The sequence below is a fragment of the Paracoccus onchidii genome, from assembly GCF_028294535.1.
Classification (GTDB): Bacteria; Pseudomonadota; Alphaproteobacteria; order Rhodobacterales; family Rhodobacteraceae; genus Paracoccus; species Paracoccus onchidii.
Genome location: NZ_JAQBIE010000042.1, coordinates 1 through 15,962, shown reverse-complemented (window position 1 = coordinate 15,962; position 15,962 = coordinate 1). Strand labels below are relative to the sequence as shown.

General features: G+C 59.9%; 12 protein-coding genes and 5 pseudogenes. 10 read left to right on the top strand and 7 right to left on the bottom strand.

Annotated features, from left to right (window positions below; genetic code table 11):
• Nucleotides 1–96, top strand: a pseudogene (locus PAF17_RS19090) (IS5/IS1182 family transposase); the annotation flags it as partial.
• Nucleotides 97–386: 290 nt separating this feature from the next.
• Here the strand turns inward: PAF17_RS19090 and PAF17_RS19085 are convergent.
• The 4 genes from PAF17_RS19085 to PAF17_RS19070 form a co-directional block, all read right to left on the bottom strand.
• Complete coding sequence (locus PAF17_RS19085) at nt 387–548, bottom strand: DUF2793 domain-containing protein (RefSeq protein ID WP_408636448.1); 162 nt, start codon at nt 546–548, stop codon at nt 387–389.
• A 253-nt stretch (nt 549–801) separates the two neighbouring features.
• Nucleotides 802–2,466 carry a hypothetical protein gene (locus PAF17_RS19080; RefSeq protein WP_271890671.1) on the bottom strand — a complete coding sequence of 555 codons (1,665 nt, stop codon included), beginning with the start codon at nt 2,464–2,466 and terminating at the stop codon, nt 802–804.
• Nucleotides 2,467–2,519: 53 nt separating this feature from the next.
• Nucleotides 2,520–3,026, bottom strand: coding sequence for a hypothetical protein (locus tag PAF17_RS19075; RefSeq protein WP_271890670.1), 507 nt, complete (start codon nt 3,024–3,026; stop codon nt 2,520–2,522).
• Complete coding sequence (locus PAF17_RS19070; RefSeq protein WP_271890669.1) at nt 3,004–3,723, bottom strand: helix-turn-helix domain-containing protein; 720 nt, start codon at nt 3,721–3,723, stop codon at nt 3,004–3,006. Before PAF17_RS19070 ends, PAF17_RS19075 begins: the two co-directional genes overlap by 23 nt.
• A gap of 559 nt (nt 3,724–4,282) precedes the next feature.
• Between PAF17_RS19070 and PAF17_RS19065 the strand changes: the two genes are divergently transcribed.
• The 4 genes from PAF17_RS19065 to PAF17_RS19050 all read left to right on the top strand — a co-directional run bounded on the left by PAF17_RS19065 (nt 4,283) and on the right by PAF17_RS19050 (nt 13,106).
• Nucleotides 4,283–7,561 carry a beta strand repeat-containing protein gene (locus PAF17_RS19065; RefSeq protein ID WP_271890668.1) on the top strand — a complete coding sequence of 1,093 codons (3,279 nt, stop codon included), beginning with the start codon at nt 4,283–4,285 and terminating at the stop codon, nt 7,559–7,561.
• Between the two features lie 113 nt (nt 7,562–7,674).
• On the top strand, nt 7,675–9,786 hold the full coding sequence (locus tag PAF17_RS19060) for a hypothetical protein (protein ID WP_271890667.1): 2,112 nt from the start codon (nt 7,675–7,677) through the stop codon (nt 9,784–9,786).
• Nucleotides 9,787–9,811: 25 nt separating this feature from the next.
• Complete coding sequence (locus PAF17_RS19055; RefSeq protein ID WP_271890666.1) at nt 9,812–11,761, top strand: type I secretion system permease/ATPase; 1,950 nt, start codon at nt 9,812–9,814, stop codon at nt 11,759–11,761.
• A 4-nt stretch (nt 11,762–11,765) separates the two neighbouring features.
• Nucleotides 11,766–13,106, top strand: a complete 1,341-nt coding sequence (locus tag PAF17_RS19050; RefSeq protein WP_271890665.1) for an HlyD family type I secretion periplasmic adaptor subunit — start codon at nt 11,766–11,768, stop codon at nt 13,104–13,106.
• 139 nt (nt 13,107–13,245) lie between these two features.
• Here PAF17_RS19050 and PAF17_RS20195 read toward each other — a convergent pair.
• From PAF17_RS20195 to PAF17_RS19040, 3 pseudogenes are all read right to left on the bottom strand, one after another.
• Nucleotides 13,246–13,529: pseudogene (locus PAF17_RS20195) on the bottom strand (integrase core domain-containing protein); the annotation flags it as partial.
• A pseudogene (locus PAF17_RS20250) lies at nt 13,526–13,919 on the bottom strand (IS3 family transposase); the annotation flags it as partial. The pseudogenes PAF17_RS20195 and PAF17_RS20250, both read right to left, overlap by 4 nt.
• Nucleotides 13,920–14,174: 255 nt before the next feature.
• A pseudogene (locus PAF17_RS19040) lies at nt 14,175–14,413 on the bottom strand (transposase); the annotation flags it as partial.
• 24 nt (nt 14,414–14,437) lie between these two features.
• Between PAF17_RS19040 and PAF17_RS19035 the strand changes: the two are divergent.
• The 5 genes and pseudogenes from PAF17_RS19035 (at nt 14,438) to PAF17_RS19015 (ending at nt 15,842) form a co-directional block, all read left to right on the top strand.
• Nucleotides 14,438–14,830, top strand: coding sequence for a hypothetical protein (locus PAF17_RS19035; RefSeq protein WP_271890673.1), 393 nt, complete (start codon nt 14,438–14,440; stop codon nt 14,828–14,830).
• A gap of 4 nt (nt 14,831–14,834) precedes the next feature.
• Nucleotides 14,835–15,020 (top strand): annotated as a pseudogene (locus tag PAF17_RS20155) (hypothetical protein); the annotation flags it as partial.
• Complete coding sequence (locus PAF17_RS19025; RefSeq protein WP_271890664.1) at nt 15,021–15,143, top strand: hypothetical protein; 123 nt, start codon at nt 15,021–15,023, stop codon at nt 15,141–15,143.
• Between the two features lie 241 nt (nt 15,144–15,384).
• Nucleotides 15,385–15,582 carry a hypothetical protein gene (locus PAF17_RS19020; protein WP_271890663.1) on the top strand — a complete coding sequence of 66 codons (198 nt, stop codon included), beginning with the start codon at nt 15,385–15,387 and terminating at the stop codon, nt 15,580–15,582.
• Between the two features lie 11 nt (nt 15,583–15,593).
• Nucleotides 15,594–15,842, top strand: a complete 249-nt coding sequence (locus PAF17_RS19015) for a hypothetical protein (RefSeq protein WP_271890662.1) — start codon at nt 15,594–15,596, stop codon at nt 15,840–15,842.
• The last annotated feature ends 120 nt before the right edge of the window (nt 15,843–15,962 follow it).

The window sequence follows — 15,962 nt, the reverse complement described above, 5'->3', positions numbered from 1 at the left end:
AAGGACTGGCGGCGCGTTGCAACGCGGTACGACCGGTGCCCGAAGACCTTCTTCTCAGCGATCGTACTCGCCGCAACTGTCATCTTCTGGCTGTGAATCGGAATGAGTCCTGAGCCTAGAATCGCCGGACAGTTTCGGCCCAAATCGGCCATTGCCAAAGTGGTCAAGCGCTGCGGTGCAGCTTCTCCGAAGCAGCCGTTCGACACATTGTGCAGCATTTTGGTTGGCCAGTGGTGAGCAGAGCAGACCTTACTGCCGTTCGCTACAAGTGCTTGATCATCGCCGTAGTTGTGAAAGGACAGGTAGGAAGGGCGACTCTCGGAGCTGCACCGCCAATTCCAACCATCCACGCTGGGACTGATGGAGCGGACATTGTGACAACGCCGCTAGCTGCCGGTCGCCCCGGATCCGACGATGTAACGGTCGCCATCTGCGGGCGATGACGGCGATGCAGTCACAATCCGGCTGATCACTGACATCTGCACCAGTTCGTCCAGCATCCGGATGGCTTCGTTATGGATGACATGCCTTTGCAACGATGAGGACACTCGCCATGCGGTTCAACGGCAACGTGCGGCCGCCGGGCGACTCCGCTCAATGCCTGGATCGACGAGGCAATCGACACCGACCTGGTACCCATCATGGCTTTTCTCGAACGCTCCGGCGTTGTACGGCCATGAACACTTGGAGAGCAAATAACCGGTACATCGTTGTCGGACATGTGTATGACTGGCGCGAAGCCTGAAACAAGAACCCGCCTTTCCACATTATCAATGATCGCGAGGATGCTCTGTCCCGGCATCATTTGGGCGTCGGGATCGCGCGGGACCATTGCGTCATGCCGTGTTGACGTCCAAGTGGATCGAGGCCTATCACGCGCCAGCGAATGACAGGATTTGGCAGCAGGGTTGCTGTCAGCGTGGTTTCCCGGTTGAGGATGGAGCCATCGCTTCCGGATTCGACATACTGCACCAGATATCTGCGGGCTGTCCGGCCGTCGAGGGTGGCCCAGTGTATCGCGACCTGACCCGAGGAAAATACCACGTGATGGCGCAGGGCCGGTCTGCCCGTCCTGACGGTATGGGGCGCGGTCTGTGCAAGCGTCTCGGTTCTGGAACGTGCCCCCTGGATGTCCGAGGCCATGCTGTACCACGCCTGTGCGCGGATCGGGTCGGCCGGGACATCCTGCGCCCCGAGTTCAAGCAGCTGCCCCAGATAATAGGCTGCCCGGGTATTGCCCAGAAGGGCGGCGAGTTCGTATTTGAGAATAGCGTCTTCCGGATGAGTCGCCTCTGACGCGAGCGCCTGTTGCATCAGATGCGCTGCGTCTGGTTCGCCACGAACGAATGTCGGCGCGGCAAGCCCCGAGGACATGTCGGATAAAGAGTGCTCTGATCGATCGGGGGCGGCAACCTCGGCTGATGGTTGCGGGAGGCTGACCGGGGGTTGCCGGATGCTGACGGGATGGATCCAACCCGACATCCCGCCTTTCCAGACAAATACACCCAAGCAAACCGTCAAGATCAGCCCTGAGGTCAGCAATATTTGCGTCTTGGGTTTGCTGCGGGGGATGTGGTTCTGAGGCAGAATCGCCCCGTCGGGATCCGCGCGCAATCCAGTCTTTGCAGGTGCTTTGGTCGGTGCCGCAGATGGCTGTGTGGCAGTCTGGCTGTTCTGCCAATGCGGCCGAGATGCTGGCAGGCCGATCTGAAGCTGGCTTGTGTCGATCAAGGTTGCGCGCATGAATGCGGCATCTATCTGCCCTTGGCCTTCGTGCATCGCCTCGTGGAGCGCAAGTTCTGCAAAGCGATCCAGAAATCGTGGCACGCCGTCGGAAAGATCATAGAGGAGACGGATCGCATCGGGCGCAAATGGCGCGGGGTGATCGCCATCCTGTCCGCAGGTTTCGATGCGATGCGTGATATACGCGCCGATCTCGTCCGGGTTCAGTGGGGCCAGGCGAATGTCGTGGCATTGCAGCGAGAGGCCAGCGTCGGAGATCCATGATTTCATCTCGGTCAGCAACTGGTTGTGACCAAGTGCGATCAGGCTGGTGGTTTTGTTCCGGGGGTGCGGCGGCGAAGCAATTCGAAGTGCCAGTTGCTGCTGGGCGCCCGTCAGGGTTTGCGCATCGTCCAGAATGTACAGGCGATGGCACGACGGCTCGGGGTTTGGTCCCTGACTGACACCGGACAGAGCCGCAGTCAAATCCTGCCCATGATGATGAAAGTGATAGGGTGTCTGCATTTTGCCGCGGGCAGCGATACGCGCAGCGAAATACCCGATCAGGACGGACTTTCCGGTTCCGGGCGGTGCTGTCAGCAAGATCAAGGGCAGGCGCGCGGTAACGGCCCGATCCAATTGCTCAAGCGCGGATAGGCATCCCGCGGACAAAAAGATGCGGTCGGCGGGTGGCGGCGCGTGAAATGCGCGGTACAGACTTGGCGACACCGTTCTGAAAACCATCGGGTGCTCCACAACGAACCATAAATCCTGTTTCCCGAAAGCCGCGAATGACCCTAGAGCGGATAGCCGAAGCGACGCGCCGTCTGCCAGAACCCCGTGTTCAACCTGGCAAGCCGTGCAAGAGTGTCGTCGATTTCGGTCATGGCGGATTCGTCAATCGGGTTCATCTGTCCCAGACGAATATCGTTTTTCCGGTCGGCGATCCGCATCAGGATGGTGCTTGTGTTCCCGTTCTCCGGATCGAAGGCATAGATACAATGGTTGTAGCGGTTCCGCAGACCTGACAGGCGCGACATCTCTCGGCCGAGGGTCAGAACGGCATCACGCTCGTCATGCGTGACCCGTGGCATCTTTGCGAGGCGCTCGACCAGGTCCAGCCTTGCGCGCGATGTGTTCAACGTCAGAAAGATGACGACCGCAGTTTCCTTGTCGCAACGGGCCAGGCCCGCGATGAAATGGATCAGCAGGCTTTCGGTGTTGGTCCAGCTATAATTCAACTGTCCGATCTTTAGCAGAAAGTCGTTGAATGCGGCGGGTTTATCGCGGTCTGGAGCTTGCATGGTCATATGCTTCATCCGCCATATGCGACAGATACCAGTTTGCGGCCCCTGTCCTGTTTGTCACCCCAAGTTTGGTAAAGATATTATGGCTATGCAGCTTGACCGTGTGAATCGACAGGCCAAGCTTGTCGGCGATCAGCTTGTTCTGGGCGCCCCGTGCAATCATGGGCAGAATTTCCAGTTCGCGCGGGGTTAGCCTTTCGCATGTCTGCGGATCGCGTTCAGTTTCGCGAAAATGTCTTGCGGGGCGTTTGAGCGGCGCTGCGACAGGTTTCGGATTCACGGGGACGTAATGATATCCCGAAATCAACAGGCGCAAGATGGAAAACCAGATATCGACCTGGGCATCCATGTTGAGCGCACTGATCGGAAAGGGCCGTTGCGATGCATTCAGTCGATCGACGATGGCCGGATCCTGGCAGGCAACGGCAATTTGCGTTGCGGGCAACCTGTTTTGAAAAACCTCAATGTTTTCTTCCAAGCGGTCGAAAGTTTCGTGAAAAACAATCACGCGCGGCGGGTTGGGGTTTTCAAGAATTGTTTCCAGATCTGAAACGCGTTCGAAAACTATTTCCTGAAAATCGAATTTCAATAATTTCAATAGCCGATCTGAAAAATGAAATGACGAACCTGCCAGCACGACAGAGGCAAAGCAATAATCGTCACCGAGATTCGGATCACTACGGGAACCAGACATGATACCCCCTCCCCCCAGAGGAAAAACAAGGCGAACAAACGCCCCAGACCGTTAAAAACTGCGCTTCCGCGCCACTGTCCCCTACATCCATAGGGTAGCGCCGATCATACCTCATTGCCAGTAATTTCCCGCAAAAACGCTAAATGCGGGAAATTATTATCTAATTAACTCAGGTGCTTCCTTCGTGTGTGGGCGAGTATAATCACGCAGTTCACTTCATGCGTGTATCGACCTGATCGAAGGATTTAGATCGTCGGGGGTTTCCTAGTCGAACGCATGTGACGCATTGGGCGGATTTTCTGATTGATTCTCAAATGCGACGATGTGTTTCCGGTCAAGGAACCTGTCCCGACAACCCGTCAGGGACTTCAGGGATGCAAATCTGGCCGCAAAATAGCCTGAACGTTTTCGTGAAAGGAGGTCTGACAAATTTTCCTCGGACTGCACCGGAGAAGGCTTCGGTGAATTTCATCAAATGACGATCACATGCAGACAGCTTTGGTTCCGCTTTTGAGATGACTGGCGGCGGGCCGTCTGCCTCAATCGAAATGAGGAAGACATGAGTACGAGAAACAACAATTTTCTCTTCGATCTGGAAGAGGTCGGATCCGGGTTTGATCCTGATTCCGACATCGCAAGCGTGGTGCCGGTTGAACCTGGCGACGAAGAAGAAATGGACAGCGCGTCCAGTGATGCCGATGCCGAGGCCATTGCCGCCAGCGATTCCAGCAGCGACAGCAGCAGCGATTCCGGCAGTGACAGCAGCAGCGATGCTGGCAGTGACAGCAGCAGCGATTCCAGCAGCGACAGTGACTCATCCAGCAGCAGCGCGGGGGACAGCAGCAGCTATTCCTCCAGCAGCAGCGGCTCGGACAGCAATGTGAATGTCGATGTGGATGTCGATGTTTCGGTGGATGTCGGTCTTGATGCGCTGCCAACCGATGACGATTTTGCCGATTTCGACCTGAAAGACAGCAGCATCGAAGAGGTCATGGTTGCGGATGGCAATATCAATTACGATCCGGGTCATGATGCCAGCTTTGGCGATATGCTGAATGGCGCCAGCTTTGGCGCAGGCAATGACGCGGGTTTCGTGAACGCGCAATCGATCGGCCTGGAAGATAACGACCACCTGGAAAATCCGTCGGTTTCGAACAATTCGGATTTTGCCCAGGATGCGCATGCCGAAGGCGGTGACGCTGATGCGGCCGAAGGGATCCGTGTGGATACCAATGGCGGCACCGGTGGCAGCGATGCCGAGAGCACGGGCGGCGATGCCCATGGCGGCGAGGCCAATGGCGGTAGCGCCCATGCCGATGCAACCGGCGGCGATTCCGGCGATACCGATGCTGCGGGCGGAACCAGCGGCGAAGCTGGCGCAGCCGAAGCCAGCGGTCATGACGTTGATGCGGGTGATGTCGATGCGACCGCAACCGGCGACGGTGGCGACAGCGGTGACAACAGCGCTGATAACGCTTCGGATTCGAATGCCGATACCCATTCGGATGTGCATGGCGAAGGCGGCGATGGCGGAGCGGTCGATTCCAGCAATGCCAGTGACCTTGCAGGTCATTCCGACGCCAATTCGAACGATCAGGGCGGAGATAGCGGTGACGCTGATGTGGCCGCTTCGGTTGATGGTGACAACAATGCCGATGCGTCGACCGACAATGATGGCGGCGACAGCGGCCCGACCCGTTCGGATTCGGCCACGGATACGTCGGCAACCACGGGTTCGGACTTGAATGCCGAAGGTGGCGATGGCGGTGACATCGACGGCGATGTCGATGCGGCAAGCGATGCGAATGCTGATGGCGATGCGGACGGTGCCGGTGGCGCCAGCGGCAATGTCGATGGCTATGCATCCGTTGACGGCAACGCCCAGACCGATAGCGACGCGGATGGCAATGGCGGCGATAGCGGGAATGCGAATGCCGATGGCGATACTTCGGCAGATGCAGCGACCGACAGCGATGCCTCGGGGGTTGGTGGTGCCTCGGGCGAAGTGCATGCGGATGGCCATGGCGAGACCAGCAATTCGAATGCGTCGGATTCACAGGGCTATGGCGGCGATTCGGGTGATGCCGACGGCACGGCCGATGTCTCCGGTGATGCCAATGCCGATGTCGACAACGACGCGAGTGCTGATACCGACAGCGACTCCGCCGGGTCTGGTGGTGATAGCGGCGATGTCGATGTTGCGGCCGATGGCGCAGGCGATGCAAACGCCGAATCCATGGCGGATGGTGCCGGGGGCAACGGCGAAATAGGCTCTGGCGTAGATGCCAGCGGTGCCGGAGATGGCGCCGGAACGGCAGATGCCAATGGCGACGGCGCCGGCAGCACCGATGATGATGCCTCGTCCACCGGTGGCGATGCGACGACTTCGGCAGATGCCGATTCCGACGCAACCTCGGGTGGGTTCCTGTCCGGTTCGGCATCGGCCGATGGTGACGCGACGGGCGGCATGGGCACGGGCGGTGCAGGGACCAGCACGGCTGGACCGGGCACGGCAACCGGCACCGGCACCGGCACGGCCACTGGCACGGGCACCGGCACCGGCACCGGCACCGGCACCTCGACCAACACCGGCGGCAATGGTGCTGCGGGTTCCGGCACGACCGGCGCTAACACCGGCACAGGGACTGGCACGGGGACGGGCACCGGCACCTCGGGCATGTCGGGGGCAGGCAGCGCCTGGACCGATGACGATGCCCAGAACACCGGCACCGGCACCGGCACGGCCAGTGGCAGCGGAACGGGGACCGCAAGTGGGGCCTCGGGCGCATCCGGATCGGGTTCCGCCACCAATGGTGCGAACTCGAACACCGGCACGGGCATGGGCACCGGCACCGGCACATCCGGTATGGCGGGCGCAGGCAGCGGCATGACCGATGACGATGCCAGCGGCACGGCAACGGGCACCAACAGCGCGGATACCGGCAATGCCGGTGAAGGCGGCGCCCGGACCGATGACGATGCCACGACCGACGCATCGGGCCGCAATGACGGTGCATCCGGCGATGGCGGTGCAGGTACGGGCCGTACCGACAATGACGCAACCAGCTCGGCCACGGGCAGCACCGACTCGGATTCCGGGGCGGGTGCGGCTGGCTCGGCCCGCAGTGACGATGACGCGACTGCCGATGGCACCTCGTCCTCGACCGCGATGGGCGGTGCCGGAGGCGCGGCCGATGGCACGGCCAGCGGCTCGGCCAGCAGCGCGGACAGCGCGATGGGCACAGGCACCAGCGGTGCAGGTGGCGATGCGCGGTCCGACACGGATTCGACCGTGGAAGGCACCAATAGCGGCTATGCCGACGGTGCCGGTGGTTATGGCGGCCTGTCCGAACTGGCAGCCGAGGCCCTGGCCGAATCCTCGTCCCGCGTCGACAACATGCAAACCACCGGCGAAGCCGGCGCAGGTGATGCCAATAGCGAGGCAACCAGCAATGGTGCCGCCACGGGCATGACGGCTGCGACGGGTGGCATGTCTGGCGATGTCGCAACCAGTGCCATGGGTGGTGCAGGTGGCGCAGCGCGCGGCGGTGAAACCACTGGCGGTGCCGGCACGAACGGCAATGTCGGCGGTGGTGACGGCGGCGCGGCAACCAATGGCGCAGGTGGCGCCGGCGGTGATGCCGGAAGCTGGGGCTCGGGCAATGGCGATGACGGTTATGTCACCGGCGAATCCTATGCCTCGGCTGCGGCGGCTGTCGATCAGGCGGCATTCAACATGGATGTCGTCATGGGCGCCAATGTGCTGGGCAACACGGTCGACATGACGGTTGTCGGCGGTTCGTTCAGCTCGACCTATGCGGGCGAAGACGACGCTTGATCAGCGATGACAATGTGCGAGGCCGGGCGATCCGGCCTCGTGCCTTTTTGTTCAGTTGTTCCACGCCGCGCCGGTGACAGGCGCGGTTACCAACGAGTAAGAGCGGTGAGGTTATGACGTTTGATCCGGCCACGCAGGCAATAAGCCGTTTTGTTGGTTTGCTGGAGCTGATCGTCGATGGCGACCGCATGCGCCAGGAATTTCTGGAATTCCAGCGAAATCCCCCCCCTGAACCGGATGGAAACGCATTCCCGGGCATCAGTGTCAAACTCCTGATCGAACATAGCCTGCCGGAATACGATCCGGCGCTGTTTCAGCGTATTCCCGCACCAGATGCCGGAAATCCGGGCGGGCAGCCTGACTATTTCTACATTGCCACCTATGCGCCGCTGCCGGTCGGAACAGCTTCCTTTCCTGAACCCGGCGATCTGGCGACGCTGCCTGCTGCTGATCCGGGGGCGGTTACGACAACGGTCATTACTCCGCCGGTTGCGCTGCCTTCCCCGCCGGGGATTCCGTTGGTCGATGGCGCACCGGGCAGCATTGTGTCGGTGACGTTGCAGGTGATCGCAATAAATGATGACGATCTGGTCGTGGATGGATCGGGCAGCCATTTCGTGAACCCCGAGCAATTGCATCTTGTGCTGAATCAAATGGAAGACCTGGCCGATGCGCTGGCTGGCTTCGACATCCCGGAAATGCCGGAGATGTCCGATTGGATGCCATTTGCGCAGGCCGTTCTGACCCAGTTCGACGGGGTTGGGGGCGAGGCCTTGCCCGAAACGGCGCAATCACATGTCCTGCGTGCAGATGATGCGGCGGGGATCGTGGTCGATGGCAGAACCGCGGATGAGGCGTCGGAATGGACGGATCACCTGCCTGCCTATTTGCGGCCCGATGATGATGTAGCATCGAATGGCGCGGATGAACCGGACGCCGCCGCGCCCGAAGGTCATGAAACGGTGATCCGCACCAGTTCCGGCATGGATGGAAAGGTCGAAACCAGCCATCTGGCCGAGCATGATTTCTCGCGTGATTTTCCGGGTCGGAACACCGATGGCTCGGCGTCGGATTCGGGTCACCACCTGATCGCGGGCGGCAACAGCGCGATCAACGAAATCGGCGTTGCTTCGCAATGGATCGATGCCCCGCTGATCGTCGTGCGCGGCGATGTCGCCAAGGTCCATGCGGTCAGTCAGACCAATGTTCTGCTGGAACATGACAGCGTGAACGGCAAGGCTGTCACCCAGCCGTCAAATGCGATGAATGTCGCCGAGATCACCCAGACCCCGGTTCCCGCCAGCGGTGCTGCCGAGGGCTTGCCGTCAAGCTGGAGCCTCTTTCGGCTGGAGGCGACGCTCTATCAGGTCAATTGGATCAAACAGGTCACCTATCTGACCGATTACGACCGGGTCGAAATGACCTATTCGGCCCAGATGACCATGCTGGTGACGGGTGAAAACGACGCGGTAAACTCGACCATTCTGAACGAGCTGGGATATCGTTTCGATGTCATTTTCGTGGCAGGGGACATGGTCGATGCCACGATCATCTCGCAAAAGAACATCCTGCATGACAGCGATTTGGTGACCGGCGCTGCCGTCACATCTTCACCGGACGGGGTGTCGCTTGCCGATAATCTGCTGTTCAACAGCGTGACGATCGAAACCAAGGGCGTCGACAGTTTCGCGTCCATGTCCGACGATCTGGCACGCGCGGCGGATGATCTGGCCAAGGGGGCCAATACACTGGCCGAAAATCTGCTGGACGAGGCAATGACCAGCGCCCGTGACACCGCACTGGCCCTGCAGATCGACGGAGACCTGATCCGGGTCAATGTCTTCGAACAGGAAAACATCATTGGCGATGCCGACCAGCTTCGGCTGGACATGGCGCAGTTGCAGGCTGAGCTGGCCCAGGAGGCCAGCCTGATCGCGGGTTCGAACCTGCTGGTGAATACGGCGACGGTCACGGAATACGGGATCGATTCAACCATCATGGCGGGCGGGAAGGTCTATGACGACGCGATGATTCATCAGGCCGAATGGTTTGACAGCGATGCGCCGGTCGATGGGGTCCGGCTGGCGGAACTGACCAATGATGCCGTCGCTGCCTTTCTAAGCGAAGAACTGCCGCACGGGACCGAGGCGGTCGAGGCGATTGCCGCGACCTCTGATTACGATACCGCGTCGAATCTGGATGTCATGCAAGGAGTTCTCGCGTGATCCCGAGGGCGGAAGGAGTTGCGAGTTGAAAGATGTTCATGTCGAGAATCCGGCCGGGCCAAAGGTCAAATCCGGCAGGCGGGCGCCTGAATTGCGTGTTGATGGCGACCTGAAGGGCGATCAGAGGTTGGGCCGCAGCCAAAGCGTGCCTCTGGGCAAGACCATCGATGGCGATCTGGGGCCGGTCAAACCTCGTCCGCCGGGAAATGGCGGCGGGGGCGGCGGTCGCGGCAATGGACCGCATTTCCACCGACGACTGGGACCAGAGAATTTTGACGAAAGCCTGAAGAACGGCGTCGCGGTCGTTCGAACCAATCTTGCTTTCGTCATGTTGATGACCTTGGCCACGAATGTTCTGATTCTGGCGATTCCGATCTATCTGTTCCAGATTTCCGACCGGATTTTCACCAGTCGTTCGGTCGATACCCTGATCATGCTGACCGTGGTAATCTGCGGAGCGGTTGTCCTGCAGGCCGTGTTCGATTCGATCCGTCGTTTCATGTTGATGCGCACCGCGGTCGAGGTGGCAACGCAATTGGGTGCGCCGATCCTGAGCGCCGCAGCCCATGCATCCCTTTACAGCTCGGGGCGCGAATACCAGACGCTCGGGGATTTGCAGCAGGTGCGCGGTTTCATGACGTCGGGAACGCTGATTTCGTTCCTGGATGTGCCATTCGCGCCGCTGTTCATATTGGCGATTTATCTGGTTCATCCACATCTGGGCGGCATTGTCGTGGTATCTGCCCTGTTGCTGCTGGTCATTGCGGTCATCAACCAGAAGCTGACGGCAAAGCCCTTTGCGCAGGCCAATATGGCACAGAGCCGCGCGAATTTGCATCTGGATTCGATGTCGCGCAACAGTCAGGTGATCAATGCCCTTGCCATGATTCCCGAAGCGGTCGCGATCTGGGGGCGCGATACCGCGAAATCGCTGACCCAACAGGTGCGCGCGCAAGATCGCAACATCCTGTCGGCGGCCGTGTCGCGTGCGGTGCGCCTGCTGACTCAGGTCGGGATGCTGGGCTGGGGGGCATATCTGGCGTTGCAGGGGGAAATTACCGGCGGAATGGTGATCGCGGCCTCGATCATTGCGGGGCGCGCGCTTGCGCCCATCGAGGGGTCGATCGAAGGATGGCACGCCTTTCTGCTGACACGCTCGGCCTATGGTCGCATCACCAGCCTGCTGCGCGGTTCCAAGCTGCAATACGAACGTCTGCGCCTGCCGCGTCCCGAAGGTCGTCTGGATGTCGAACGCTTGCTTTATATCCCCGGCGGGACAAAGCAGGTCGTGCTGAACAGTATCGGCTTTTCGCTGAACCCGGGTGAAAGCCTTGCGGTGATCGGGAATTCCGGCGCGGGCAAGACCACATTGGGCAAAATGCTGGTCGGGTCGATCCTGCCCACATCGGGCAATGTCCGGCTGGATCTGATGGATCTGCGCAACTGGGATCCGCGCCAGTTCGGCGAGAATATCGGCTATCTGCCCCAGGATGTGCAGCTGTTTCCCGGCACCATCAAGCAAAACATCGCCCGCATGCGCGAGGATGCCACTGACGAACAGATCCACGAAGCCGCTGTTCTTGCCGATGTGCACGAGATGATTGCCCTTTTGCCGCAGGGCTACGAAACGGTGGTCGCGGCGGATGGATCACCCTTGTCCGGCGGGCAGAAACAGCGGATCGCGCTGGCACGGGCATTCTTTGGAAATCCGCGTATGGTCGTGCTGGACGAGCCGAACTCGAACCTCGATGCGGCTGGCGATCGCGCCTTGGCGCGCGCAATCCAGCATGCCGGCAGGCACAAGATCACGGTGGTCGTCATCACCCAGAAACCATCGCTGCTGTCGGTCGTCGACAAGATCATGCTGCTGTCTGACGGCAGCGTGGCAATGTTTGGCGAACGGGAACCGGTCCTGCGCAAGCTGGCCGGCAGCAAGGCACAGGGCGGCGGTCAGGTTCCCGATCAGAAAGGTTAGGCATATGCGTGAACTGGTTGCAGTCGGCGGACATGAGAAATGGTATCGCGATGTGCCGCGCTCGATTCGCACGCTTGCGATATTCGGCGTTGGCCTGATGGTCCTGACATTCGGGGGGTTCGGTGCCTGGGCGTTTCGTGCTCCTTTGGCGGCGGCCGTCCTGGCGCAAGGGTCGTTCGTGGCCACGGGGCAGAACAAGATCGTTCAGCATCTGGAAGGCGGCATCATCAAGGATATCCTGGTCGCCGAGGGTGACAGGGTTGAACGGGGTGATGTCCTGTTGCGCATGGATGAAACCGCATCGCGCGCGAACGAGCGCGAACTCAAGCTGCGCCGCTATCGTCTTGAGGCTACCGAAGCGCGCCTATTGGCGGAATATCATGAACTGGAAGAGCTGAAATTCTCGTCCGAGCTTGAACAGGCCCGCAACAGCAACGAGGTCGAATCGATCCTCGCCAGCCAGACCCTGGGGTTCAATGTGTCTCGGCGTGCGTTGGCGCAGGACCTGACCCTGCTGGTGCGCAATGCCGATGCGCTGGAGGTTCGCAAGGTTGGCTATGAAACGCAACTGAAGTCGCATCGCCGTCAGCTTGAACTGTTGCACGAGGAACATGAGGTCAAGCAAGCCCTGTTCGACAAGGGGCTGACCCGCCGCCCCGAGCTGGTCTCGGTCGAACGCGTGCTGGTCGAGGCCGAAGGCCAGATCGGCAGACTCGAGGCGGAGATTGCCGAAATCGATCAGATTCAGCAGAAATACGCCGTGCAGAACGACAAGGTCCGCAGCGATTACCGCCAGGCGGCGCTGGATGAATTGCAGCTTGTTCAGGCAGAGCTGGAAAGCGTTCGCGAACAATCACGCAAGGCGCAGAACGTTCTGGCGCGCTCGGAGGTGGTCGCGCCGGTTGCGGGCACTGTCGTGCGGCTGCACTATCACACCTCTGGCGGGGTGGTGGAAACCGGCAAGCCGATCCTTGAAATCCTGCCCGCCGAAGAACCGCTGATCATCGAGGCGATGATCTCGCGTACCGAAATCGACAGCGTGCGCACCGGTCAGGCGGCGGCTGTCCGCCTGACCGCGTTGAACCAGCGCACGACACCGGTCCTGGAGGGCGAAGTCTATTATATCTCTGCCGACGCAATTACCGATTCTGGCGATAACGGCATTCAAGAGGTCTACCTCGCCCGAATCTCGTTGGAACCTGAACAAATCGAGCGCGTGACCGGATTCAGCCCTACCCCCGGCATGCCGGCCGAGGTCATGATCCAGACCGAAGAACGCACCTTCGCCCAATATATCGCCAAGCCCATCATCGACAGCATGTCCCGCGCATTCCGGGAACAATGACACCCGCAAGCCCTGATGAATCTGCAAGGATATTATATCTGTTGCTCTGCTTTGCTCTGAGCCCCAACCTTGGACCGCCAGAAGCTGAATTTCTCCGGCTCTGTCCCGATGACGGGCTGATGACGCCATCGGGAAAATGCATGGCGATCGCGACGTTGTATCCGATTGCGCTGTGGGGTCTGTCCTCATTGTAGTTCCGACGCCAATCCTCCAGCTTTTCGCGGGCATCTGCAAGGCTCATGAACCAGAGTGCGTTCAGGCATTCCGCCCGGAGCTTGCTGTTAAACGCCTCAATGAAGCTATTGTCCGTGGGCTTCCAGGCTGTGAGTAGTCGAGGGTGGCGTCGTTGGCGTAGGCCCAGAGATCGAGGTCCAGCGAGATGAACTCGCTGCCGTTCTCGACTCTGATCGTCTTGGGGCATCCCCCAGCCTGTCGGCCATGAAGTCCATCGACCAGACCTCATTCGCAGCCTCAGATACCGCCAGTGCCTTCGGCTTTTCCCGCTTCAGGCGCTTGCGCGGCTTGATCCTGAGGTTCAGCTCCAGCTCACGCTATATCCGGTAGACATGCTTGTGGTTCCACCTGTGACCCTGCACGTTGCGCAGCTACAGGAAACACAGGCCAACCCCAGCTCTTCCTTGCAGCTGTCAGACCGAGGAGCAGGTCGGCGATTTGCCCGTTTTCCCCGTCCAGCTTCGGGCTGTACCTATAGCGCGTCTTGCTGACATCGAATGCCCGGCATGCCAGCGCAATGCTGACGCCCTTCATCGCCACCGCTTTCACGGCCAACTCTCGGCGTTGAGCTGGCCGGATCATTAATGGGATGGTCCGCCCCGGACCCCAGCGTAACATCGGGGCGTAACCCGACCATGAGGAGAGAAAGGATGAGAACAAAACCTATCCCTGAGACAGCGGCCTTCGGAATCGACATCGGCAAGAAGGTTTTCCATGTTGTCGGGCTGAACGCCTCCGGCGCGGTGATCCAGCGCAGCAAGTTTTCACGCGAGACATTGATGGCCTTCTTCGAAGCCGCACCGAAGGTTTTGGTGGGTATGGAAGCCTGTCCGGGTTCTCAGGGGCCTGGGGCAGCAAATCCGGTAGTGCGGAGCTGTCGCCTTTCCGACTTGGGGTGAACCTGACCGCGCGGATGTCGGGTGTGGCGGTGTCCATCGCTAGATGGACCTTGCGCCACTGCAGACGAGCCCGAACACCGTGCTTACGGGCTTGCCACTCACCATCGCCGAGGAAATTGATCCGGTGCTATCCACCAGCAACTCCAGCGGCCCGGCTACACGGCGATAGGGAAGACCTTCCAACCGCTGTTCGAGAAGGTGCAGCGTGAACTGGAGTCCGGGCAGCGCGAAACCCGCCCCTTCGAGCTGAAGGCCGAGATCCAGAAGGGTCGCTTCTTCATCGTTGAGGGGCAAAAAGCCTATGTCGCGGAGATGGGCGAGGAAACCCTTACCGATCAAGGTCGGACGGATGCCCGTCTGCGCGTGATTTTCGACAACGGCACGGAAAGCAGAATGCTGATGCGTTCGCTCCAACGAGCTTTGAACAAGGATGAAGCCGGTCGGAGGATCACCGAGTCAGTTGCAGGGCCGTTGTTCGCGGACGCCCCGAAGAAGGCGACAGCACCACCGGCACGATCTATGTCCTGCGCAGCAAGTCGGATCATCCAATGGTGTCTGAGAACCGGGACCTCGTGCACAAGATTGGCGTGACCACATTGGGTGTCGAGAAGAGGATTGCCGGTGCGCATCTTCAACCGACCTTCCTGATGGCGCCGGTCGAGGGCGTGGCACCTATGAGCTCTACAACATCAATCAGACCCGGCTTGAAAACCTCATCCACCGGATTTTCGGGACTGCACAGCTCGACATCGAAGTTCCGGATCGGTTTGGTCGTCCCGTGATGCCCCGAGAGTGGTTCCTAGTGCCGCTGTTCGTCATCGACGAGGCGGTTCAGAAGATCAAGGACGGCACGATTGCCAAGTTTCGGTATGACCCGGAAAAGGCCAGCCTCGTCTCAAACTGAAGAGGAGGTTGCCCTATCTCTGGAAGAGATTCGACGTTCGCCCCTTTGGGGCGGGCATTTGGGTTGTGGCCGTTTATGGGTTCCAGGCCGGTCGTGTACGTCAGTCGGTTGGGAAACCCATTTTCGATCGGTTGGAAACAGATTGTAGTTCGAACAAATACCTCATCTGCGCGCGCTCGGCAATTCGCCGCGAAGTGCGCGTGTCCGCCGCTGACGGGCCGGACGCAGCGGCTTTGTGGCGATGCACTCGGACATTTACCGCAAGGCGCTCAAGAATGATCTGATCGATACCATTCGCGACAGTGAAGATCACCCGTTCCAGACTTTTCGGGGAATGGCCGTGATTGTTGACGATCTGTTGCCAGTGGATGCGACCGACGCGCAAAACCCGATCTATAAGACCGTGCTGTTCGCGCCGGGTGTCGTTGAGGGGGGATGAGCGCCCCGCGCGTGGCGGAAGGCACCGAGATCGAAAGCAAGCCGGGCGCTGGCAATGGTGGCGGGCAACAGATCCTGCATAGCCGCATGAACCTTGCGGTGCATCCCGCCGGTTTTTTCTGGTCTGTAAGTTCTGTTGTTGCTGACAGCCCTTCGCTGGCCGCAAACTGGAACCGCGTTGTAGAGCGTAAGGCCGCTGGTCTGGCGTTCCCTCATCCCTGCGCTGAAGAGATGAGGGTAAAGCGCACCCGGTGGATGTAAGGTGAATAGCCCCTAGATTCGTAGACGCCTTCTTCCCTAATTTTGAGGCAAGGAGGCCGAGATGGGCAAAGGCAATTTCAGCGCCGAGTTCAAGCGTGACGCGGTCGCGCAGATCACCGA

What these genes read in the sequence shown, in the direction of transcription:
- PAF17_RS19080 (WP_271890671.1), bottom strand. Translation starts at nt 2,466, where the DNA reads ATGGTTTTCAGAACGGTGTCGCCAAGTCTGTACCGCGCATTTCACGCG.
- PAF17_RS19065 (WP_271890668.1), top strand. Translation starts at nt 4,283, where the DNA reads ATGAGTACGAGAAACAACAATTTTCTCTTCGATCTGGAAGAGGTCGGA.
- PAF17_RS19050 (WP_271890665.1), top strand. Translation starts at nt 11,766, where the DNA reads ATGCGTGAACTGGTTGCAGTCGGCGGACATGAGAAATGGTATCGCGAT.
- PAF17_RS19025 (WP_271890664.1), top strand. Translation starts at nt 15,021, where the DNA reads ATGCCCCGAGAGTGGTTCCTAGTGCCGCTGTTCGTCATCGACGAGGCG.
- PAF17_RS19070 (WP_271890669.1), bottom strand. Translation starts at nt 3,723, where the DNA reads ATGTCTGGTTCCCGTAGTGATCCGAATCTCGGTGACGATTATTGCTTT.
- PAF17_RS19060 (WP_271890667.1), top strand. Translation starts at nt 7,675, where the DNA reads ATGACGTTTGATCCGGCCACGCAGGCAATAAGCCGTTTTGTTGGTTTG.
- PAF17_RS19075 (WP_271890670.1), bottom strand. Translation starts at nt 3,026, where the DNA reads ATGCAAGCTCCAGACCGCGATAAACCCGCCGCATTCAACGACTTTCTG.
- PAF17_RS19020 (WP_271890663.1), top strand. Translation starts at nt 15,385, where the DNA reads ATGCACTCGGACATTTACCGCAAGGCGCTCAAGAATGATCTGATCGAT.